This window comes from Ignavibacteriales bacterium (assembly GCA_026390595.1).
Lineage (GTDB): Bacteria > Bacteroidota > Ignavibacteria > UBA10030 > UBA10030 > UBA9647.
Map to the genome: position 1 here is coordinate 67,528 of JAPLFQ010000012.1, position 22,141 is coordinate 89,668.

At 53.9% G+C, this 22,141-nt stretch carries 18 protein-coding genes; 4 read left to right on the forward strand and 14 right to left on the reverse strand.

Annotation, left to right across the window (positions count from 1 at the left end):
- Nucleotides 1-135 precede the first annotated feature (135 nt).
- Nucleotides 136-1,020, reverse strand: coding sequence for a prohibitin family protein (locus tag NTU47_05325; protein ID MCX6133220.1), 885 nt, complete (start codon nucleotides 1,018-1,020; stop codon nucleotides 136-138).
- 112 nt (nucleotides 1,021-1,132) lie between these two features.
- On the reverse strand, nucleotides 1,133-4,180 hold the full coding sequence (locus NTU47_05330) for a hypothetical protein (GenBank protein MCX6133221.1): 3,048 nt from the start codon (nucleotides 4,178-4,180) through the stop codon (nucleotides 1,133-1,135).
- 332 nt (nucleotides 4,181-4,512) lie between these two features.
- On the opposite strand from NTU47_05330, the gene NTU47_05335 reads away from it, so the two are divergent.
- A complete protein-coding gene (locus NTU47_05335) occupies nucleotides 4,513-5,313 on the forward strand; it encodes an inositol monophosphatase family protein (GenBank protein MCX6133222.1) in 801 nt (266 codons plus the stop codon).
- Here NTU47_05335 and NTU47_05340 read toward each other — a convergent pair.
- The 11 genes from NTU47_05340 to NTU47_05390 all read right to left on the reverse strand — a co-directional run bounded on the left by NTU47_05340 (nucleotide 5,297) and on the right by NTU47_05390 (nucleotide 16,228).
- Nucleotides 5,297-6,640 carry a thymidine phosphorylase gene (locus NTU47_05340; GenBank protein MCX6133223.1) on the reverse strand — a complete coding sequence of 448 codons (1,344 nt, stop codon included), beginning with the start codon at nucleotides 6,638-6,640 and terminating at the stop codon, nucleotides 5,297-5,299. The two genes, NTU47_05335 and NTU47_05340, sit on opposite strands and share 17 nt — an antisense overlap.
- Nucleotides 6,637-7,209, reverse strand: a complete 573-nt coding sequence (locus NTU47_05345; protein MCX6133224.1) for an NUDIX hydrolase — start codon at nucleotides 7,207-7,209, stop codon at nucleotides 6,637-6,639. Before NTU47_05345 ends, NTU47_05340 begins: the two co-directional genes overlap by 4 nt.
- Nucleotides 7,187-8,290: a mechanosensitive ion channel gene (locus NTU47_05350; protein MCX6133225.1), complete on the reverse strand. Its 1,104-nt coding sequence runs from the start codon at nucleotides 8,288-8,290 to the stop codon at nucleotides 7,187-7,189. Before NTU47_05350 ends, NTU47_05345 begins: the two co-directional genes overlap by 23 nt.
- A 46-nt stretch (nucleotides 8,291-8,336) precedes the next feature.
- Nucleotides 8,337-8,981, reverse strand: a complete 645-nt coding sequence (pyrE, locus tag NTU47_05355) for an orotate phosphoribosyltransferase (protein MCX6133226.1) — start codon at nucleotides 8,979-8,981, stop codon at nucleotides 8,337-8,339.
- Nucleotides 8,982-9,030: 49 nt separating this feature from the next.
- The gene (locus tag NTU47_05360) at nucleotides 9,031-9,348 is read right to left on the reverse strand and encodes a tetratricopeptide repeat protein (GenBank protein MCX6133227.1); all 318 of its coding nucleotides are present in this window, start codon (nucleotides 9,346-9,348) and stop codon (nucleotides 9,031-9,033) included.
- Entirely contained in the window at nucleotides 9,345-9,626 is a 282-nt protein-coding gene (locus NTU47_05365; protein MCX6133228.1) for a 4a-hydroxytetrahydrobiopterin dehydratase, read from the reverse strand. The genes NTU47_05360 and NTU47_05365 overlap by 4 nt, the downstream gene beginning before the upstream one ends.
- Nucleotides 9,627-9,781: 155 nt before the next feature.
- Nucleotides 9,782-10,294: a hypothetical protein gene (locus NTU47_05370; GenBank protein MCX6133229.1), complete on the reverse strand. Its 513-nt coding sequence runs from the start codon at nucleotides 10,292-10,294 to the stop codon at nucleotides 9,782-9,784.
- 143 nt (nucleotides 10,295-10,437) lie between these two features.
- On the reverse strand, nucleotides 10,438-10,959 hold the full coding sequence (gene def, locus NTU47_05375) for a peptide deformylase (protein MCX6133230.1): 522 nt from the start codon (nucleotides 10,957-10,959) through the stop codon (nucleotides 10,438-10,440).
- A gap of 79 nt (nucleotides 10,960-11,038) precedes the next feature.
- Nucleotides 11,039-11,848, reverse strand: coding sequence for a glutamate racemase (gene murI / locus NTU47_05380; GenBank protein ID MCX6133231.1), 810 nt, complete (start codon nucleotides 11,846-11,848; stop codon nucleotides 11,039-11,041).
- A gap of 19 nt (nucleotides 11,849-11,867) precedes the next feature.
- Nucleotides 11,868-14,504, reverse strand: a complete 2,637-nt coding sequence (gene glnD, locus NTU47_05385) for a [protein-PII] uridylyltransferase (GenBank protein MCX6133232.1) — start codon at nucleotides 14,502-14,504, stop codon at nucleotides 11,868-11,870.
- A gap of 245 nt (nucleotides 14,505-14,749) precedes the next feature.
- Nucleotides 14,750-16,228: a trehalase family glycosidase gene (locus NTU47_05390; GenBank protein ID MCX6133233.1), complete on the reverse strand. Its 1,479-nt coding sequence runs from the start codon at nucleotides 16,226-16,228 to the stop codon at nucleotides 14,750-14,752.
- Nucleotides 16,229-17,340: 1,112 nt separating this feature from the next.
- Here NTU47_05390 and NTU47_05395 point away from each other — a divergent pair.
- Nucleotides 17,341-17,967 carry a hypothetical protein gene (locus NTU47_05395; GenBank protein ID MCX6133234.1) on the forward strand — a complete coding sequence of 209 codons (627 nt, stop codon included), beginning with the start codon at nucleotides 17,341-17,343 and terminating at the stop codon, nucleotides 17,965-17,967.
- Between the two features lie 124 nt (nucleotides 17,968-18,091).
- Here NTU47_05395 and NTU47_05400 read toward each other — a convergent pair whose 3' ends face one another.
- Nucleotides 18,092-19,483 carry a lamin tail domain-containing protein gene (locus NTU47_05400; GenBank protein ID MCX6133235.1) on the reverse strand — a complete coding sequence of 464 codons (1,392 nt, stop codon included), beginning with the start codon at nucleotides 19,481-19,483 and terminating at the stop codon, nucleotides 18,092-18,094.
- Nucleotides 19,484-20,023: 540 nt separating this feature from the next.
- Between NTU47_05400 and NTU47_05405 the strand changes: the two genes are divergently transcribed.
- Together NTU47_05405 and NTU47_05410 are read left to right on the forward strand one after the other, a co-directional pair.
- Nucleotides 20,024-21,067 (forward strand): hypothetical protein, encoded by a 1,044-nt coding sequence (locus NTU47_05405; GenBank protein ID MCX6133236.1) that lies wholly within the window; start codon nucleotides 20,024-20,026, stop codon nucleotides 21,065-21,067.
- Nucleotides 21,068-21,309: 242 nt separating this feature from the next.
- Nucleotides 21,310-21,900: a hypothetical protein gene (locus tag NTU47_05410; protein MCX6133237.1), complete on the forward strand. Its 591-nt coding sequence runs from the start codon at nucleotides 21,310-21,312 to the stop codon at nucleotides 21,898-21,900.
- Nucleotides 21,901-22,141 lie beyond the last annotated feature (241 nt).

Here is a 22,141-nt window from a genome sequence, read left to right on the forward strand (position 1 = left end):
CTTTGAGTTTATGGAGATGATGAAGAGTGATGGAATCGTGTCTTCTCATGGAACACCACGATCACCGCAAAAGTTCGTACAAAAAAAAGCCGCGCACCTCAACGATGCACGGCTTCTTCTGAGATTGCTTCAGACCTACTTTGTGTCGAGTATCAGCGGCAAGCCGTCTTTCCCGGCTCCGATGATAACGATCTTCGCATTGGTGGACGTTGCCAACTTCTCGGTGGCCTCAATACCCTTCCATCTGAGCAATTGATCGCTGATGCCGCGGGCAACGATGTTCTGGAAGTCGGAAATTCCCTGGGCTTCAATTCTCTTCCGCTCAGCTTCCTGTTTTTCCTTCGTCAGGACGAACTGCATGCGCTGGCTCTCCTGTTCTGCGCGCAGCTTCTCGGTGATCGATTCTGTCAGTCCGGCCGGCAAGCCAACCTGCCGCAAGGGGGTCGCTTCGATCGTGATTCCCCGCGGCTCCACGAGCTTTTCCAGATCTTTCTGAATGATCTGGGAAATGACTTCGCGCTCGGAAGTATAGAGCGCACGCGCATCATATCCCGACGTCACACCGCGTGCAACGGAACGAAATTGCGGCTCGAGGATGATCTGTATGTAGTTCTCGCCGATGGTCTTGTACACTTCTGCTGCCTTCTCGGGGTTGAGATGAAAGAGTGCGCTCAGCTCCAACTTGACGGTCAGCCCCTCCTTCGATGGCACATCCATGGCTTCCTTGATCTCCTCGGTCTTCACACTGAATTTCACGACCTTCGCCAGCGGATTGATCATATTGATGCCGGCTTTGAGCGTCAGGTCGGAAACGGACCCGAAGAAATCGACGACGCCCACGCTGCCTGCCGGGACGACAGTAAACGTCTGGCTTAGGGCGAGAACGAGGAACAGGAGTGCAGCGGCTCCGAAAATTGCAGACGATCCGCGGGCCATAGCGTTGCCGGATGAGCTCTTGCGGGCAGATTGCCAGGCTATGAATGAACCGATTGCTACCAAAAGACTAAATAGGAATATCATACGTGCCTCCTCCGGTTTTTGAGATTAATGTGCGGGTCCAGAACGGGGTCTTCCAGAATTTCGGTAAAGCTTGTTTTCTCCTCCGGGAAGATGTTGTAGTCGCTTTATTCTGTTACCTAATTAACGGAAAGATCACATCGTAAACATTAGAATCTGAGTTCTTTTTCCTGCCTCCGCCAGCCCATTCTTTTGCTGCTGATTCTACGGCTCGAAAATCGCCAATTCCGGCCCCTCCATGGTCATCCTGGCATCCGACGAGGACTGTGTATCGCCATGTCCTGTCAGGTTTGCCCAACAGGTCCACCGGAATCGAAAATGCTATCTCTTTGGTCAACGTGTTTCCGATCGGATTCTTCTCATCGCCTGCGACGGGTATGTACTCCGCGAGGATGGTTCCTTGTGAATCTGCAATTCTGACACCGCCGCCGATATAGAGAATCGTCTCGTACGCGTATTGTGGATCGAGTGAGACGTTGGAGTTCATTCCGATCGCCCTGCCGCCAGAGCCCGGTCTGTTGTCCTTGTCGATGGCAATAGCCGCGTAGGTGAGCTGAAATCCGTACTCAGGATGCCAGCCGGGATTTGAGAGATCACGAAATCGCAGTCTGAAATGGGCGAACTTCGCGTCAGCGGAGACCGTGAAATGGGTAATATCAAGACTTCCCGGTTTCAAGAGCGGCGTCAGAGGATACGTGTAGCTTCCGTTTCCGTTGTCGTCCCCCTCCGGATCCTGGACATCGTAGAGAACCGCAGCTGTTGCACTTGGCGATGTGGCTTCTGCATTCGAGAGCAACCGATGTGACGGTCCCTTGAGTGATTGCAGACCAGGCCGGATAGCAGGAGTCGCCAGCGTGATTCCTTCCAGCTTAACCTGTGGTTCAGGTTTTGTGACCGGCTCCAGATTCCGGCATACACCATCGATCGAACAGGTTGCTTCCTTGCCGGAGAGGGCCAACTTCATGATCCGGTGAGGAGGAAGAGAGAACGAAATCTGTTTCTGGTCACCCTTTACTACGCCATCGAGGTCGACAGCTATCGAATCTGTCGCATCAGCAGATTCAAGAATCGCCTCAATCCGGTCGTTTGTCACGTTGTACGAAATGGTGACGTGAGCATGGCCGATCATGACAGATGTCCGCGCGGTTTGCAGAGCCGCGGGGAATCGTGGAGAAAGAACCAGGCGATGGCCGGGAGCGTCTACACGGATGCCAAGATAGTCCTGATACACGACACGCAGGAACTCGGAGAGGCTCCAAGCCTGGCTGAAAGTCCCTGAGAGCCGGGGTTCTTGCTCGCCCGGACGAGGAGCCGCATCGAGCAGCTCGGAGAGTGTTCCCACTGCTCCGCGATCGAGGATCTGGTGCACCATGTTGTCCGTCACTTTGAACGCAAGATCGGGGAGGCGATAAGAGACAGCGGCATCGATCCACGTGCCGGCCAGCCAGGTCCATACAATGCCGTTATGATAAGCAGCATCCTGCACGTAGTAGGGTTCATAATGATGGTAGGGGTGGAAGTTCGGATCGTCCTGAGAAAGTGAAGCGATGCCATGAGGATAGACGAGCCGATCTGTGATTGTCTTGAAAAGTCTGAATCGTGTCGCTTCGCTGCCGATCATGTCGAGGGCAAACAACGCGTTCGGGCGGACTTCCCGGTCCGGCGTCCCGTCTGCATTGAGATGGTCCGCGAGCGACGTGTCTGCCGCAATGAGAAAGAACTTGTTGAAGTTTGCCCGGACGGCCGTCGCAATCCTCTCCCACAGGACTATGCTCTGTTCATCGTCCGCGACTCTTGCAAGCGCAGCTCCGCACTGAAGTTGACGGAACCACAATGCCTGGACATCATTGGCTCTGGTGCCGCGAGGGCTCCAGGGTCCGGCTGGCCCTGCTGCGTCCATCCAGGATTCGGCATCGCCATGTTTCAGAAATCCGTGCTCATCAACGTGAAATGCCAGTGAACCTTCAATTGATCGCTTAACGACAGGATACAGATCCTTGACAAAGGCAGTATCTCCGGAATATCTGAAGTACTCATCGAGGGCAATGACAAAGCGTGGCGTGCCGTCGGTCGTATTATATGCGATGGAGCCCGTGGTGACAAGGTTCGGAACTCGCCCGTAGTTCGGGCTCTTTGGATTTTTTTCCTGCCAGTCGGCAAATGACCGAAGGATCTCCTTCGCCTCTGAGAAATTGCCAGTGACGAGCGTGGCCCCCGGGAGCGCAATGAAGGAGTCTCTTCCCCAGTAGTTGTCAAACCAGGGGAGCCCGGCGAAAATTCCTTTTTTGATCTGGTTCATGACAAGCGCATCCATCGAAAGCAGGGCCCAATGGAATGCCTTGTCGAAACGCTGATTGTCTGTGCGGAGGAACGACCGGTTCAGGACAGATTCCATTCGTTGACGCCGTCCCGAGACGTATGTTTCACAGTTCGCGGATATCGACCGGGTCAGAACGATCGTCTCTTCTTCGGTATCACCTGCTGCGAAGACGATTGCCGCGTTTTTTGGAGATGGGGAGCACGACAAACCGGCGGGTGAGAAACTCAGGCCCGGTGTCTCACCTTCTGAAACCAGCAAGGTGGAAGGAGCGTTGGATCCGAGCGAGATCCCGACCCAGACCGGGTAGTTTTCGGCCGCAGTGCGTCTGAGATGGCGCTGATGAGCGATAAGAAGAACGCTGTCTCTGAATTTGACGACAAAGTCCTCATGGCGGTCGCCGTCTTTGAAGAGAGGACGCACTCTCAGGCCCACCCCTTTGAGGTCTTGAAGCTGAACAACAAACGCGTCCACAGAGTCGAGCAACGTCATTGTTTCCCGTGTCTCTGAAGGATACTGACGGACGAGCTGGTGCGGGTACACCGTGGTGCCGGAGGCATCCGCTTTCCGGAGAATCTGCTCGCCGTCGATAATGTCGTAGTCCTCCAGGATTTCCTTGGCCATCACATTCCATCCCTGCCAGGAGTTGCGGTGAGCGGCGTTCGTTTCCGTGTAGAAGAATCCGGCCTGTTTGTTCGTGAACGCGACTTCGCGTGAAGTGCCCTTGACCTCAATGGCCAGTTCCGTAACCGTGACGGGTTTGTCGTTGGGTATGCGGCTGCAGCCAGAAAGCGAACAGAGGGCCAAAAAAGCAACGGCAGCAGTGAAGAAAAGACGGTTGAGCATGAGAATCTCCGCTGGAAGTCAGAATAACTTACAGATTTTTGGAGTGCATTTCAATCGACTCAAAATGATGGTTCTTTCGGCGCGTCCATAGAAGAACCTCGTCAGTCTGAGCGCAGGCTTGACGTTTCTTGTCAAGCCGCAGTCGAAGACTCTACCAGGCTCGGTACATCCTTCGTCCCTATGGAGGAATGTCGTGACTTCGCTCAGTTTGCGTCAGATTCACATGAACTCGCCGGCGCGAGCTCCGCCCCGACGTCTCCGGACAATCCTCGAAAGACGTATGGAGAGCAATCTGGTTTTTCCGTATCTTCCAAGCACGAAAGGAGATACCCATGATTCAACTTGCCATCGAAGCTGCACTTGAAGCCGGAAAATACCTGAAGGAAAGCGTTGGAAAAGTACTTGAGGTCGAAAGTAAATTTGGCCAGGAGACCAACCTCGTAACCCAGATCGACAAGAAGGCGGAAGAGATCATCATCAACAAGATCAAGGCGAAATACCCTGATCACGACTTTCTTGCTGAGGAATCGGGGAGCCATAACAAGCAATCGGAGGTTCGGTGGATCATTGATCCGCTTGACGGTACGTTAAACTTCACGCACGGGATGCCGCTCTTTTCGGTGTCTATTGCTGTCGAGGTGAAGGGAGTGGTCGTTGCCGGTGTGGTATACGAACCGAACCTCGATGAGCTCTTCACGGCGGAGAAGGGAAAAGGGGCGTTCCTCAACAAGAAACCGATCCATGTTTCCCGTGTTGATACTCTGATTGAGAGTATGATGGTGACGGGATTTCCCTACACCATCAAGGACAACCCCGATAATGCTGTGCAGCATTTCGTGAACATGCTGATGAAGGCGCAAGGGATCAGACGTCTTGGATCCGCGGCAGTGGATCTGTGCTATGTGGCGTGTGGCAGGTTTGATGGATTCTGGGAGGTCTTCTTAAGCCCATGGGATATGGCCGCGGGGGTACTGCTTATTCAGGAGGCGGGAGGCCGATTCACCGATTTGAGCGGGAAGCCGTCCTCGATTTACAACAAACAGGTCCTGATGACAAACGGATTGATTCACGAAAAGGTCGTTGAGGTCCTGGCGCAGGGAATGGCGGGGAAGGTCTCTACATCCATGTCTTGACGCCCCCTTTTTCTACATAACTCAGAATAAGGGGTTTGAGACGCGGAGGGGCTGACTGAATGTGAAATGCGTTTCGTATCCGATCGCGGGTTTGTTCGAGTACGGCCTCGCGGTCGGTGTGGAATACGGCAAGCGTCTCTCCTCCGTCGACACGGTCACCCACCTTTTTCGAAAGCACGATACCGGCTTTTGGATCGATCACGTCATCAATTTGTTCCCGGCCGGCTCCAAGCGTGATGCTTGTGAGACCAAGCTCCAGCGAATCTATCTCGCCCACGTACCCCGATTCCATTGTTTTGACCTCGATACAATAGTTGGACAATGGATACAACTCGAGGTTTTCGAGTGCCGCAGGATCTCCCCCTTGGGTCGCCGTGATTTCGAGGAACTTGCGATAGGCCGAGCCGTTTTCGATACTGGCGCGGGAAAGTGCCACCCCGTCTGCGATCGTCTTCGCCTTCTTCCCCAGCATCAACATAGCGCCGGAAAGCACATGGGTCACCTCCATCAGGTCGCTCGACCCGTCCGCCACTCCTCGTATTCCCTTCAAACACTCCACAGATTCGACAACCTCGAGCCAGTTGCCGATCGTCGTACCGAGCGGCTGACTCATATCCGTGATGAAAGCTACCGTCTCTTTTCCAAACCCGGTCCCGATGCGCACGAGCGTCTGAGCCAATTCGAGTGACTTCTCATAGGACTGCATAAAGGCCCCGCGTCCCGTTTTCACGTCAAGCACGAGGGCGTCGATCCCTTCTGCCAGTTTCTTGCTCATGATGCTCCCGGCGATCAGGGGAATGCACTCGACAGTGGCGGTGACATCGCGAAGCGCGTACATCTTTTTGTCGGCGGGCACAATCTCGTTGGTCTGGCCGATCAGGACGGCGCCGACTTGACGAATGACGGCTTTGTATTCATACAGCGAAAGAGCGGTGCGGAATCCCGGAATCGACTCCAGCTTGTCGAGCGTGCCCCCGGTATGACCGAGCCCGCGGCCCGAGATCATCGGAACAGGCACTCCACAGGCAGCGACAATCGGCGCGAGAATGAGCGACACTTTGTCCCCAACGCCGCCGGTCGAATGCTTGTCGACTTTGATGCCGGGAATATCAGAGAGGTCGATGACGACGCCTGAATGGAGCATGAGTCGTGTGAACGTGAGCGTTTCCTCTTCGCTCATGCCGCGGAAAAAACAGGCCATCAGAAAGGCCGTCATCTGGTAGTCTGGAATGGAACCGGCGACATACCCCGAAATGAGCCAGCGGAGTTCGTCCTCGCTCAGTGTTCCGCCTTCACGCTTCTTTTTGATCAGCTCAACAGGAGTCATCGCGCGGGGTCCGTGATGTGAATCGTTCCGGCACGGAGCAGCTGTGCAGTCATCATGATTCCGCATATCGTCTTGCCGTCCACGATTTCCCCCCGCTCAATCATGTTCACGACGTCGTCAAGGTGAAATGGTTTGACCACCAGATCCATTTCGCCCTCCTCCAGCCGCTGGCCGTGCGGGGATTTCTTCAGCCCCATGGCCAGGTAGATATGAAGCAGTTCGTTGCAGAATCCGGGAGTGGTGTAGATCGCTGTCAGTTTCCGGATGGATCCGGCGATGTAGCCTGTCTCCTCCTCCAGTTCACGCATTGCGCAGAGCTGAGGGTCTTCACCGGGGTCGAGTTTGCCGGCGGGGAGTTCCAGCAATTCCGTCTTGATGGGATAGCGATACTGATGAACGAGCAGAACCGTGCCGTCATCGAGCAGTGGAACAACCACAGCGCCTCCCGGATGTTCGGCAACTTCACGTACGCCGCGCCTGCCGGAAAGGTATTCCACATCATCAACAAGCAGGCTGAAGATTGTTCCGCTGTATCGTTTTTCGCTCTTAAGCGTTTTTACGTGTGTCATTCGGGGGATTGAAGAGTTGAACAACCCGGTACGGCAGAGCAAGTTGTATTCCTTCCCCTGCAAAGGCCCTGGTGATCTGTTCCCGCAGAGTCGTCTCGATGGGAAACTTCTTGCGGTAGTCGTCTGTGCGGCCGTTCAGTTGAAGATTCAGAGACGCCTCGCCGAATGAAATCAAAAAGACAGCCGGTGCAGGTGTCTTCAGGACATCGGGGTGCTGTGTGGCAAGATCGGTGATGATGGCTCGTACGCGGTCAATGTCGGTTCCGTGCGGGACGCTGATGTCAACGGAAATACGGATCTGTTCGGACGGATACGAGTAATTGATGATCTTCCCCTTGATCAAGTCGGCGTTCGGGAAGACGATGAGATTGTTATCGAAATCCAGAATCCTCGTGCTGCGGATACCGATTTCGTGGACATCCCCCATCTCGCCGGAGGGGAGCTTGATACGGTCACCGACACGAAATGGGCGATCGGTCATGATGATGAATCCGCCGATCATGTTTGCGATCGTTTCCTGGGCGGCAAGCGCGATGGCCAGCGAGCCGACACCGAGCGAAACGACTAGGCTGCTGACGTCCTGGCCGAAATGATGCAGGACGATGATCAGCGCAATGAGCGCAACGAGGATGTTGATGATACGATTGACGAGGGGAAACAGCGCCTCGTTGAGCTTGGAGGAGGTGCGCCGGGCATGACGCTCCATCGTGTACTTGATGGTGGAGTCGGCCAGCCGTATGAGTACGATGGTCACAACGGCAACGAAGCAGACGAAGATAATCCCCTGTGCATACCCCAGCCATTGGCGTGCAAACAGATCCGTGGCATCGGTTCCCCGGATCAGCTCTTCCGTGGCAAGATAGGAACCTGCAACGACGGCAATCCACTTGATCCGGTCGACAATGATTTCGATGATGATGTCGTCCAGTTCACTGTCAGTCCTGGAGGCAAGGCGTCTGCCAATGGTTGTCAGAAATCGTTTCGCGATCCATCCGAGGACCATAGCGCCAAGAAACATGAGGGCGCCGACGATGAGGTGGGAGAGGAGCGCGCTGCCGAGATATGTGCGAAGGGATTCCAAAAGAGGTTAGATCAAGACGTTAATTGGTTAAATGGTTAATTCCGGGTCAGTAGTTGCCGCGGCTGCCGGGCTTGATTGCTGTGCCGCCTTCTTTGCACAACGGGCATTCCTCGGGTTTGTACGTCACAACGTCCATCTGCAAAACGGAAAAGTGTTTGGCTTCGAACAAGATCTTCCCGTTGCTCCGGTCCACAATATATCCCACGCCTGCCAGCCGGGCATCCGCCTTTTTCACCTGATCGACGATCTCGAAGACCGATCCGCCGGTGGTCACAACGTCTTCAACCACAAGCGTCCGTTCTCCGGGATGAATTTCAAAGCCACGCCGGAGCTGCATTTTTCCATCGATCCGCTCGGCAAAAATCGTCCGTGCTCTGAGCATCCTGCCGACTTCCGTGCCAACAACGACGCCGCCGATGGCCGGCGAGATAACGAGCTCAATGTCGGCATATTCGAAGTGTTTGGCGATTTCGCCGCAGAGCAGATGTAAATACTTCGGGTATTGGAGCACCTTGGCGCACTGAAAGTATTGCGGGCTGTGGAGTCCGGAGGTGAGCTGAAAATGCCCTTCGAGAAGAGCCTTCGTCTCGCGGAATATATCGAGAATCTGTTCCTTGGGGAGTTTCACGGCGCTTGTGTGGTAATAGTGGATGGAAAATCGTTCAACTGCTTCGTTGAAAAAAGATAGCAAGAAGTCGCTTGATGTGCAACGAGAAGAAGGGGGGATCGAGAGGGGGAGCTCAGGGTTCCATTGAATCAAGAGCGTCCTGCATCTCTGCTTTCGCGTGATGGTCTCCCTGCTGAGCGGCGATATGCATTCCGCGCTTGAAGATGGCCGCGGCCTCCTGAAGCCTGCCGAGCCTCTCGTACAGGTATCCCAGTTGTTGATAGGCGGGAACGTACGTCTGATCGCGGAGCAAAAGGTCTTCCAACAATACAACTGCCTGACCCGAGTCGTTGGCTCCGGCATATTCCAGGGCCAACGCATAACGACTGAAACCGTCGTTGGGATCTTGTTCGAGCAGGGCCTTCAGCTTTCCGATTCGATCTTCCCTCATAGTCCGTCGATCGCCTTTGCCAGTTTGAAATCGTATTCAGTCAGGCCGCCTGCACTGTGCGTCGAGAGTGTAAGACGCACCTTGTTCCATCGGATGTCGATATCGGGGTGGTGGTTGTGCTTCTCCGCAAGCAGTGCCACCGAATTCACGAATCCCATTGCATGGACGAAATCGGTCAGCTCGACGAGCTTCCTGATTTCCTTTCCATCCAACGTCCAGCCATGCAGTTCTTTGATCTGATCAGAAACCTGATCGTTGCTCAGAAGGGTTGGTGCCATCGCTTCATCCTCCAATCGGCTGGGTGCTATGAAACACACCGCAAAGATCACCAGGAAATCATAAGACTCTAGTGTCGATCTGAAATCTAGGACTTTCTGTTCTTGGCGGCCTTGGCGGTTTAGTTTCTGGTCGTGACCTCGATGCTGAACAAACGCTAGATGATCAGTGCCGTGAATGTCGAGTTGTCGGTCGTGCCGGGAATGATGCCCATTGTGTACAGGAGAATTCCCGCGGCAATTGCCAGGAGTACGAACACGAACCCTGCTACTAACAACCAGAACATCAGGGTATAAAGTTTCCGAAGGTCCGTAAGGGCATCCATCAGATGCGGAATATCACGTCCTTTTGTGTCGATCACGAGCCTGAAGGAATGAGCTGCGTGGATCGTCCATATCCCGATGAGGAGCTCCGGGGTCACCAGGACGAGATAGAACAGGCCAACCAGGGGAGAGAAGAAGAAGGCGACCACCCCGGCCAGGGCGACAAAACAGCTCGCGATGATGTAGAAGACCCCGACGAACTTCATCTTTCGGGCCAACACGCGAATGATATCATTCTGCGCAGGCGTGAATTCGTAGGGGGCTTGGGGTTCTTGCTGCTCCTGTGGTTGAGTCGGATGCACAGGCGGAACAGGGTTGTGGGAGTCAGATCCGGCGGGCTGAGTCATGAACAGGCCTTTTTCGAATGTGAACCATCAGGATGAATCTCCCCATGCCGAAAGGCGGCGTGCCCCCGTGCGAGCGTCACACGAACTGAAGCGTGCTTGGTATCGCGGCAAGTGGACTCATTGAAAGCGGAACGCGACAGGGCTCACAACGCCATCGGCGAATTGTGGGAGAACTTCTCGTACTCGCTGCGAAGGACGATATGCTTCGTATCGATTGCGCGGTCAATTGCCAGAACGCCGTTGAGATGATCGATCTCGTGCTGGAGGAGTTCCGAGAGTGCGCCGTCTGCGCGCAGCCGTTTCTTCTTTCCCTGTTCGTCTAGAAAGGCGACCTCGATCGAGTAATTCCGCTGCACGTGAGCGAGAATGTCGGGGAAGGAAAAACAATCATCCCAAAGGTGGAACTTCTTTCTGCTTCTTCTGACGATCTTCGGATTGATGAGAGGCCCCGTAAACTCGAAGTCGATATATATGATCTGCTGCATCGCGCCGATTTGCGGCGCGGCAATGCCGCGGCCAAATCCCCGCTGAGATCGAAAGCGCATAAGAGTGTCGCGTAAATCATTGACGATGCAGCGGGTTTCTTCGGTCCGCACAGATTTCACAGAAGCGCATTTCTGGCGAAGAACCGGGTTGCCGAGAAGCAGGATATCTCGTGCAGGCATGATGACTCCTGAGGTGATGAGGCAATGTACCTAAAACCCGAAGGCGATGCAACGTGAAGGAGAGGGTTGTGCTTTTCTTTTACGCGGCGAAACCTGCGACTCTGTGCACTCTCCCAAGCTTCTGGCCCAGAAAACGCTCGCCGACCTCGGTGAACCTGTGCGGCACGTCGCTGACGTTGAACTGAAGGTTTGGCTTCAGCTTGCTTGCGTTGCGCATGTTCTGATCGTCGAGGAGCTTCTTCACGGTGACAGCAGTCGCCTCGCCGGAATCGATGAGGAGGACCGACTGATGCAGAACCTTACCAATGACCTCCCTGAGCAGCGGATAGTGCGTGCAGCCAAGGATGAGCGTGTCGATTTTCTGGAGCGTGAGGGGGAAGAGATATTCTTTGGCGATCAGCTCTGTCGCCTTGTGATCCGTCCATCCTTCCTCTGCCAATGGAACGAAGAGCGGGCATGCCTGGCTGAAAGCTTGGATACCCGGGTCGAATTGCCTCAGGGCGTTGACGTACGCGTTGCTATTAACGGTGCCAATGGTGCCGATGATTCCAACCCGTTTCTTCGTTGTCGCTTCGGCAGCTGCTTCGGCACCCGGGATGATCACCCCCACAACCGGCACCTTGGCGCGTTTCTGCACAACATCGAGGGCGACTGCGGAAACCGTATTGCAGGCGATCACGATCATTTTCACGTCATGCCCGAGCAGCACGTCTGTATCCTGCGCGGCGTATTCGCGTACCACCTGGGATGATTTTGGACCGTACGGCACGCGTGCGGTGTCACCGAAATACACGATGTTCTCATGCGGCAGATGATGCGTCAGCGCACGTACAACAGTCAGTCCGCCGATGCCTGAATCAAATACTCCGATGGGTCTGGAGTTGCTCATACGCTCTCCTGCTCTATGGTCATTGCATCACCAGTTCCGACTCAGACAAGTCGTTGATCACTTTGAGAATCTCGGATCGCACGTACGATCTCTGTCCTTCATCGTCCACCTTCCTGCCCGTCAGGTCGAGGACGTAGAAAGAGTCAACGATTCCGTCAATGCGTGTTGCGATCTTTGCAAACGAAATATTCAGACCCAGCATCGACATGGTGCCGGTAATTCTATACAGGAATCCCAGCATATCCGGGGCGTATACATCAATGATGGTGAAACGCGGATGGTTTTCGAATTCCACGTCAATCCTGACATTCGGGTTGGCAATGCGGCTTCGCCGTTTCCATTTCATCTTGTGGCGGCTCAGCAATGATTCGATGTCAGCCACATCATCGAATACATGATTGAGCTCCTGGTGAATCTTGTCGCATTGTCGGCTGCTGAGGGCCGACTTGGAGATGAAATCGACGACACGGAACCTGTCGATGATGATCCCGTCGTTGCGCGTGAAGATCTGTGCATCAAGAATGTTCGCATCGTTGGCCGACAAGACGCCGCAGAATCGCGACAGAGCAAACGGAGCATCGCGGGCGATGATGGTCACCTCGGTATGATCTTCATGTTTCTTGAAGACCGTGCTCACCGTTTCGTCTGCCCCGATGCGGCGGATGTGCTCGGCGATTTCCGTCGCATCAAATGCCGCCAGATACGCCGGACTCTCCACGGCGTCAAGGTGGCTCCGGGCCTCTGCTTCGGGAATGGTCGAGCTGAGTTCGTTGACCATGTCCTGAACCGCCGTTCTCCGGCGGTCGGCTTCCGCCCGCGCATACTCGTCGCTTGTGAGATTGCGTTCGAGAATCTCGTGCGAACGCTGGTACAATTCCTGCAGCAGCATCGCTTTCCAGTCGGTCCAGACGTTCTTGTTCACGGCGCTCAGGTCCGCATACGTCAGGAGATAGAGCAAGTCGAGCTGCCGCGTCCCTTCAATCTTGGACGTAAAATCGATGATGGTCTGCTGATCGCCCAGATTGCGACGGAATGCGATCTGTTCCATGAGCAGGTGGTTCCGAACGAGGAAGAGGACGTCTTCCATGATATCGTCGTACCGGAGCCGCTTCAGAATCGTGCGGGCGATATCGACTCCGATGATCTCGTGGTCGCCGATCCGGATTGGTTTGGCAATGTCGTGACACAACGCGGCAAGGTACAGGGTGTCACGCCTCTGCAGCGAGCGAAAGATGTCGCCGAACGCAGAAGGGCTCGCGCTGAGCGCTTCGGCGTTGGACAGAACGATGAGTGTATGCTCGTCCGCGGTATAGAAATGGTATTGATTGTGCTGGAAGAATGCGACAAGCCCCTTCCATTCAGGAATCCAGCGTTGCAGGAGTCCGAAATCGTTCATCCGCTGCAGCGCATGGCCGACGCCGTGTGGCCTGTTGAGGAGTTCACGAAAGAGCGATGTTTCCTGCTCCGACTGGAGCGGAGTGTGCCGCTTGGCGCTCCGGGTCAGAACGTCCTCCAATCGATAGGAGAGGGGGATCGCATGATCGATGGAAAGAAGAAACGCGCGGAGAGCCGCTCCGCTCGATAGCTTCGTTGCTTGTGAGCCCAGGTCAAGCTTGGCATCTTTGATGACGAACGGGGGGGCGAGGCGGAGCGTGACCTTCTGCTCCGTTTCAGCCACAAATCTGTCGTGTGCCCAGCTCATGATCCGGCCGGCGAGTTGAGAAACCACGCGGGCCGCCACGTAGTAATCTTTCATGAATCGCTCGACGTTTGTCTGCGTCGACGAATCACGGTACTTGAGGGCTTTTGCCACCTGCCGCTGCAGATTGAATTCGAGAGTGTCGTGCAGTGCCTGTGCGTTCAGGTGCATCTCATTGCGTGTTCGCAGGAGGAAATCAAGCCCCCGCTTGGCGTCCTTGAGGAAGCGGATATCAAAGAGTTTCCCCAGGAATTGGCCGCGCAGCATCTCGGTGAGCGCTGTATGTGTAACCGCCGGACGAGCGGTGAGTCTTGAAAGGCCCGTGCCGCGTCCCAGCCACAGAACCGTGTGAAGATCCCTCAGTCCGCCCGCGCTGTTCTTAACATTGGGCTCAAGCAGTTTGGTGGAATGTCCGTACTTCCGGTGGCGGAGCTCAGTGGCAATGATAAGGTTCTGGGTGTACCGTGGAGAATCAACGAACCGAATCTGGCGCTGGAGGCCCAAGTGGAGGCTGGAGAATACCGAGCGGTTCCCGCAGATGAATCGTGCCTCGAGGAGCGAGTGCCATATCTCGATATCTGAAGAGGACGAATCGACACATTCCTGGATGGTACGGAAGCTATGCCCGATGTCCAGACCATATTCGAGAAGCGCGTGAAGCAAATCGCCAGCGGAAGCAGCAGTCGCGGGCTTCTGGGACTCGTCCCGGATGAGAAACATGATGTCAACGTCGGAGGAAAAACAGAGTTCCTTCCTGCCGTAGCCGCCGAGAGCAACGACGGCGATGTGCTTCTTTTCAGGGTTCTTCAGAGAGCGAAACACCGACGTAATCAAACCGTCGAGGCGTCTCGTGAGGGCGAGTGCGATTCGGAGTCCGCCTGCACCCTGACGATGCAGTTTGACTATCGATTGGAATTGATGAGCAAGAACTTGTTTGCCGGGAGTGGAAACGGCCATAGAGTCTTGGAAAGGCGATTGAATTTGTGGTAGAACTTATCCAGAAAATGCCTGTTAATGGCACGAGATTCGCACGCCAAGCCGCCAAAAAAGACTGTCGGGGTTAAACAGAGTCGCCGGGAATTTATGTCTATTTCCCTCTTTTGCGTCTTTGCGTGAAGTTCTCTGAATTGGCTTCTGCTCAAAATATACTGAAAGCGGCGCTGGTTTCAAAGCAACCTGATCCGGCGTAACGACCCCGGGGCTCATGGGACCACAAACCTATTGTGACCTTTCCTGACGTTGAAATCCATTTTCTTTTTGCCGTGCTCTACGTTCAGCTTGAATATCCCATCCGCCTCGATGGTGACAACCACGCTCCTGGTGCCCTCTGCAGGCTGTGCGAGCAACGTGGCAACGTGCCCGTTGAACCGATAGCGTTCGCAACCCACCCGTCCGGAAGATTCAATTCTCCACGTCAATTCGTTCTGGGCCGCATTTGGCTTCAGTCCAATGCCGTATTCGAGGAAATACAAGATGGGTGCGATGCCGCTCCACCCAACGAAGTCCTTCGCTACCAGAGCGCTGTCAGCATGCCGGCCCGGCTCCTTCGCGTCGGGAGCATAGTTTTCCCAAATGGTGCCGGTCTTCGCAAATACCTCCGCCACGATGCGCAGGTGACGCATCGCAATTGACCGGGCGAGCTCGTTGTACCCGTAGTTCTCCAGTCCGCGGATCACCATGGTGTTCGTCGGCGCCCAGACGGCTCCTCTCCAGTACCCTCCGATGGACAGATATCCCGGCTCATCCGCCGAACAAGTTGGCACTGGATTGAGGCGACCGAATGTCTCCGGATTCTGCAATTCTCTCACAAGGTCTTTCGCCTGTTCGGGTGATACGACGCGCGCCAGCAGTGTCCAATATGCCGCGACTGTTTTCACCGGGGCTTGCTCGCCCTCGAGCGTCATATCGTAGTAGAATCCCTTCGTTTGATTCCACATCAGCTGGTTGATTGTAACTGAGAGCTCATCTGCCTCTACTGTGAAACGCCGGGCTTCGTCTTCTTTTCCAAGGAGTCTGGCGATCTCCGTCAGGTTTCTCGCGAACAACACCATCTCGGACGAAATATCGATACCGGTCCCGCCTTGATTCAGAAAAGCGTTGCGGGGAGAATTGTCCATGCTGGCCCAATCGGTGAGGTAGAGCCCGTTTCCCTGGCGGAGAAAGATCTGATATGCGTTATAGTATTGGACGAGCGGGTCCCAAATCAGTCGGAGGCGGGAAGTATCGCCGGTGAGATGATAGCTTTCGAGTTCGGCCCATGCAAGGATGGGATGGTTCATTGCATCGAGCGTCAATCGTGGATTGGGAGTCGGAGCGGTCCGCCCCCGATAGACGACCGATCCCTGCTTTGCGGGAGGAAATATCCATCCCCATCTGCTGAACAACGTGCTGTTTTCGGCGTTCACCCAATACGCGAAATCAAGTCCGCTCTTTCGTTGTATCTCCCTGCAGATTTCGCCCGTCGGATGCTGCTTGACGTAGAAGTTATCGAGCGATGCGATGCCGGGTACCAAGGGGTAGCCGACGTTGCAGAACATCGTCATGAACGCAGTGTCCCAGAGGAAAATATTGTCGTTGAACGCTGCATCGATGAACTGAGAGACAAATCCGCTGGCAGGTGCCGGCTCATGAAAATTCCTGAACGCAATCTCCCAGGCCTTCCAATACAAACGTACAAGCACGGAATCCTCGTCGAATATCGGAGAGGGGAGAAACGGGCGTGTCCGCTCATAAGATGGCAAAGGAGCAGAGACGTAGGCCTTTTTCTGAAAGTACTTGCCACGCTCTGCCTGGCGGGGGTCATGAGATCCTCGGTCCTGTGACAAGCATTGACTTGAGAAGAGTGAGAGGAATGCAATGACGCAACATGATGTGAACGGTCTCATAATCGTGCCCCGGATGAGAGGAGTGGAGCGGTAAATTCAATATAATCAGTGAACTTCTGGTTTGATAGCGGTCTTTACTCGATGAGTCGCAGAGGGTTCAGAAAGCCACAGGAGGTTAACAGGATGGAAATCGTTCCGCTCCTACGGAGCTCACTGTAGAAGAGATCGGCGCAGTTATTGACATTGCGCTCCTAACGGAACGCCAGGCTTTCACCATTACAAAGCTCTCGGGATTGCGGGATTGTGTATCGGGTTGGTAGCCCAGTAGGGGCGAAATGTCACCCACAGCCAACAATCGCGTGTCGACCTTAGTCGGAGCGGGATGATGAAACACGCTTGGGCGGCTCGCTGAGCGGAGAAGCACACGAGTTCCGCTCCTCTGGAGCTCATTGTAGATGAGACCTGCTTGGTTATTGACATTGCGCTCCTAACGGAGCGCCTGCCTTTTGCAATCATGAAGTTCTCGGGACCGGACAATTGAGTGAAAGGCGGGTAGCCCCGTAGGGGCGACATGTCGCTAACAGGCGTACATCACCAAGTTGAGCTCCGTCCGGAGCGGCAGGTGAGCTCGGCTGTCCCGCTCCTCTGGAGCTTAGTGTAGAGGAGACCGGCCTGGTGATTGACCTTGCGCTCCTAACGGAGCACTTCAACAACTAGACATCACGAGGACTGGCAACCGGGATCCTGAATCCCGGGCTCACCAGCCCCGTAGGGGCGGAATGTCCCTAACCGCGACACAACACATGGTCGAGCTCCGTCAGGAGCGGCACTCATGGAATCTCACCACTCTGAGGAAGTTCTAAGGCGGAATCTGGCATGGCTTCCAGTAAGTTCCGTTGCATCTGTCCACGTGTAGGCGTATGTTGTGGCGAACAAATCCTCGCAAAAACTCCAACAGCGTGGCGCTCATGCGCAATCACTCTGCTCTGCTTGCTTTAACGCTCTTCATGATATGTGCTCATGCTTCATTTCAGGGTTATGCGCAAACTCAACCGGGAAGCCAGGCAATCGATACGACGATCCACATCCTGACCGATATCAGCGGATGCGGTGTGAGTGACAGCGTATTCTTTCAGGCGACGGGCGATCGCCATGGCAACCCCCTCTTCTGGTCACTGACGATAAAAGATTGCCGCGGTGCTCTTCTATTCTTTCATTCAGCCTGTGCTTGCGAAGCCGACGCGTTTTTTGAGAGTGAAGAGTACGTCCTGCGCCAATCCTATGCGGGAACGAAGCGGGATTGGTTTTTCAATGATTTGCCCGAAAGGGTGATTACAACGAGGAGGTTCTCCCTGGCAAGCGGGATATTCGACAGGAACAATAGTGGATCAGTTTACCGCGCTGCCCGGGATTATCTTGTCGAGAAGTTCGGTCTTCCGGTTGCGAAGGCAATCGAATTGACTGAAGCCCTGGCTCTGAAAATGATGAAAGAGGAGGTGACGCTTCTGACAGTGTACAAAAATCCATCGGAATATGGTGATCCGCTGATCTATTTGAAAGAAATCCGACAGTTTGTTCCAATCGGTCATTGGTAAAACTTATCGTTTTAGACACGAAGACACGAGGCTCAACAGGCGCCAGGAGATAACTCAGGAATCTTCTCCTTTCCATAATCGTCTTCGTGCCTTTGTGGTAATATTCCTTTTCTTACAGGCTCCATCAGAACTTCGCCCCGACCACTGCCACTGCTTTCGCCGTAGCAAGAATACCTGCCTGACCGTCGATTGACTCAACGAGAACAACATAAGGCCCGATACGGGCGCGCTGCTTCGTGTCGTCCAGCCCATCCCAGACAATTGCTCCCTGAGAACCGCTCAACTCTCCGTTGGCCAGTGTGCGTACAAGTCGCCCCTTGGTATCGAAGATTGAAACGCGGATGACTGAGGTCGTCAACGGCAGGCTGTACCGGATGATGCAGAAGTCTTCAAATCCATCGCCATCCGGTGAGAAAGGATTGGGACTGATTGAGAGCGAGGCGTTTGAAGGAAGGCTATTCGTGAAGATTCCATTGATTTTCCCTGGCGTTCCTCCCGATGGAGCAGAGGAGGAGCTCCAGTTTCGCCGATCATTTGACGCCAGGTCGGGGTTCACCCGCTCCAGCGATCGCCCTTTCGGATCGGTCAGATCGGGATGATGCCAATCAGGGGAATACGAAACGCTGTCGATGGTCCGTCCCAGCGCGTCGCGCACCACGACGTCATCCCCGTCGTTATTCAATCCCAGACCACCGCTCCGGTTCAATATGAAGAGAAGCACGCCTGGTGCGGGCCGAGCAAGGTATTCAAAACGTGAGAGGATTGTGGAGTCGGCAGCTATGACGACAAAGTCGTGAGGCTGAATGACAGCCGAACTGCTTGTTATGGTGGTGCTGGTTGAGCCGCTTGAGGTCGGTCTGTCATAGATCTTCCACCGCGCGATGTCAATCGGAACGCTTCCGCGATGAAATAGCTCGATCCATTCGTTTTGCCCGGTCACCGGATCGTACATGATTTCGTTGACGACTATTGCTCTCGGTTCAGTCTCGGGGATGTCGACATGGGTTGTCACCGAGACATCGTCCAGCCGGAACGTGCCAGACGTCCCGCTCGTGGTTGCTAAGAGCCTCCAACGGAACCGCACTTTGGACTGGTTGTTGAGCGACGGGGGGAGCTGCAGAGACGAAAGTGCGTAGCTGGTGGAACCCGGATTGCGAATTGTATCACCGAGCACCATTGGAAATGTGACTCCATCGTCAATTGAAGCTTCGACAATCAAAGCGGAAGTGTGAGAGCTGGAACGAGCAGAATAGAATTCAAGCCGCTCCGGGTTGCATCCCGTGAAATCAAGAACTGGTGACACCAAAGATTGTGCAATGGTCGCGTTTGTCGAAAGCACCGCATTCGGAGCTGAGTGGACTGAGGACGTGGTCAGAATGAAGTCTCCGGACGTGAGGCGATTTGTTGAACTCATCCATCCGTGGGGAAGCGACGGCGCCATCGATGAATCGAAACGCTCCGAGTACAGAACGATGTTGTCCTGTCCATGGCAGACTGAAGCCGCTGCAATGAGCATGACCGGGTTCCCCATGGCGAGATAGATAAGAGAAATTGAACGCCGATGTTGCCGAACATACTTCAAGCATCTACCCGTTGGATGTAAAGGGACAAACGATGGTAGTCGTTCAGCCGAACGCAAGCAAGTGAAACCAATTGGCCATTCGCGCTTGTGTCGCGATGAACAGAAGGAGATTGCGATGGCAAATTCGCACTTTTGGCATGACTCACAAATGCGAAAAAGTACTATGAAAAATTCATTAGACGAAAGCAATGTATGCGATTACGCAAATCTGCACCGAAACTCAAATATACCGAGTTTTCGGTATGGCGGTTCTGTTGACTGCATGCTAAGATGACGCGGGCAAAAACCGTTTCTCAGATTTTCAATAGGTCGTTCACATCCATGGGTCGTAACCGAACGGAGTCGTCACTCTTCTCCGAGGTTTGTCGGTACTTCTACGTACACGCATGTTGTACGTATTTGTACGGACTTGAATCTTAGAAATAATTCCTTATGCTGTTCAGCAGGAAAAAGAAACTGAGAGAGTCGAATTCTATGAATCACCGTACAATACATGTTTCGATGAAGCTGACGCTTTCGTTCTGTGCAACCATAACCGTCCTCCAATCGGGGTGCAAGCACAATCCCGTTGATGCCCCGATCAAGAATCCGCGGGAGTACACGTGGACGACTGAGAAGATCAGCAGCTCGGATAACGATCAGACGTTTATGTCGGACATGTATGCTGTGGATTCCAAGAACATCTGGATTGTTGGGCACAACTCGAGTGCGCTAGGGAAGATGTATCACTTCGACGGCACCGGTTGGACTCGCCAGAACTTGTATTATGGAGTATACTTCGACCTTGAGGCAATCGTGGGATTCGGCAAGGACAACATTTGGGCAGTCGGAATGAAATGGCCACAAGATTCGCCGCAACTCGGATTCATTATTCACTTCAACGGGTCGCAGTGGGTTGAGATGAATGTTCTGGAAATGAACCGACTGAAATGCGTTTGGGGCAGCGGACCAACTGACGTCTGGTTTGGAGGACTTGATGGAACCCTCCTTAAATTTGATGGAATGTCCATTAAGCCCGACTCCGTTCCACGCTATATACCAAAGAACGCGAACCCCAATTGGGGTTTCTACGCGGGTTCAAGTGGGTTGGGCGATGATCAGTATTTGGTTCTCGCGGGAGAACCACTAACCAACCATGGTACATGGTCTTATACATTCAGAGGCCAATCTGGGCGCTGGACATTTATCGACAGCGCCTATGGTCTGATCAATCGACTGTGGTACAGCCCTTGGGGAAAACTCTATCGAACCGGAGGAGGAGTCGGCTTTTGGGACACTTCGAGTTGGAAGTTTCTGAGCCTGAACGCATTTACTCGGGGTGTTTACGGTGTAGCGGAAGACAACTTGTTTGCGGTGGGGACTATTATTTGGCACTGGAACGGAACCGACTGGTTTGAGTTCAAGAATCTTTCAACTGTTCGCATGACGTACTACAAAGTGTGGACGGACGGAAGGGAAGTCTTCATCGTTGGTGTCGGTAATGACGATAACAACACGTACATACTTCACGGCAAATAACAGAAGGAAGGAGGCGCAAGGCTAATCAAAGAAACCTGGGCCCGTGCCATCTGTGCTATCCTATCAATACGCCAGACATGCACCGAGTGGTCTTGGATGTGTTAGTAGAACACACGACGGCCGAGCGGTTCTGGTGAACCTTGGTGGCGTTTGGTGATTACACAAGATGCGTAGACTCGGGGAATCATCCCAGGCAAAAGATGAAGAAAAGACCATCATTGCAGCGAATAAAGGGACATGCCATGAAAGTAAGGCACGTACTGTTACTGCTCACGCTCACGAGTGCTGGCGTCTACGGACAAGTGGCGGGGAAGTTCGAAGTTGCAGTGGGTGTCGGCGCCGACATTGCCCGCTTTTCACCGACCTATAGGAACGATCACAGTTTCTCAGCGTCTATCTGCTACAACCTGACAAACGAATGGGGAGTGGCTCTATACTTCGGGCAACAACAGTATAGTCCGGAGGGCGAACTCCAGCTGGATAGCAAAACCCCTCAGTTTATCAAGACCTCGAAATCATTGCTCGTCGAAGGCCGCTATCTCATTCCGACGAAGTTAATGGTCTTAAGTCCTTATGTGTCTGTTGCCCTCGGTTATGTGAGTTCAGGGTCTTCGCAAGCAGGGTACTACATCGTCAGAAACCACCCCGTGGATACGGTATTTCACGCCGCACAAACGGGGGGGGTCTTTCTGGGTCGATTATCTCCAGGGATCCAGATTCGACCGTTCTCGTTCTTAGGTCTATTTGCAGAAATGCAGGTATTGATTCCTTCGGACGTCGATCTTTGCCCTGGGCGAATCGCAGGCAGAGTCGGAATGGGCATCATATTCTGATTCCAATAGCTAGTTGGAACCAGGGCGATGTATTAGATGCAGAGAATCAATTCTTAAAGGGCTCGGCACTCGCCGGGCCTTTTTTGTTGGAAGCGCACTCTGAGGCAATAATGTAGCGATTAGAATGGAGCGGTGAGTCCTGCAGGCTTTCTGAAACGATGGGGCGGCGGGTTTGATCGCCGCCCCGGGAAACTGAGGACTTGAAAAGTGTCACAACATCATGAATTCAAACCGCAAAGGG

Coding starts and splice junctions, on each gene's coding strand:
- NTU47_05325 (MCX6133220.1), bottom strand. CDS start 1,020: ATGATATTCCTATTTAGTCTTTTGGTAGCAATCGGTTCATTCATAGCC.
- NTU47_05360 (MCX6133227.1), bottom strand. CDS start 9,348: ATGAGGGAAGATCGAATCGGAAAGCTGAAGGCCCTGCTCGAACAAGAT.
- NTU47_05365 (MCX6133228.1), bottom strand. CDS start 9,626: ATGGCACCAACCCTTCTGAGCAACGATCAGGTTTCTGATCAGATCAAA.
- NTU47_05330 (MCX6133221.1), bottom strand. CDS start 4,180: ATGCTCAACCGTCTTTTCTTCACTGCTGCCGTTGCTTTTTTGGCCCTC.
- NTU47_05410 (MCX6133237.1), top strand. CDS start 21,310: ATGAAAGTAAGGCACGTACTGTTACTGCTCACGCTCACGAGTGCTGGC.
- NTU47_05340 (MCX6133223.1), bottom strand. CDS start 6,640: ATGACTCCTGTTGAGCTGATCAAAAAGAAGCGTGAAGGCGGAACACTG.
- NTU47_05335 (MCX6133222.1), top strand. CDS start 4,513: ATGATTCAACTTGCCATCGAAGCTGCACTTGAAGCCGGAAAATACCTG.
- murI (MCX6133231.1), bottom strand. CDS start 11,848: ATGAGCAACTCCAGACCCATCGGAGTATTTGATTCAGGCATCGGCGGA.
- NTU47_05345 (MCX6133224.1), bottom strand. CDS start 7,209: ATGACACACGTAAAAACGCTTAAGAGCGAAAAACGATACAGCGGAACA.
- glnD (MCX6133232.1), bottom strand. CDS start 14,504: ATGGCCGTTTCCACTCCCGGCAAACAAGTTCTTGCTCATCAATTCCAA.
- def (MCX6133230.1), bottom strand. CDS start 10,959: ATGCCTGCACGAGATATCCTGCTTCTCGGCAACCCGGTTCTTCGCCAG.
- NTU47_05405 (MCX6133236.1), top strand. CDS start 20,024: ATGAATCACCGTACAATACATGTTTCGATGAAGCTGACGCTTTCGTTC.
- NTU47_05400 (MCX6133235.1), bottom strand. CDS start 19,483: ATGCTCATTGCAGCGGCTTCAGTCTGCCATGGACAGGACAACATCGTT.
- NTU47_05370 (MCX6133229.1), bottom strand. CDS start 10,294: ATGACTCAGCCCGCCGGATCTGACTCCCACAACCCTGTTCCGCCTGTG.
- NTU47_05395 (MCX6133234.1), top strand. CDS start 17,341: ATGCGCAATCACTCTGCTCTGCTTGCTTTAACGCTCTTCATGATATGT.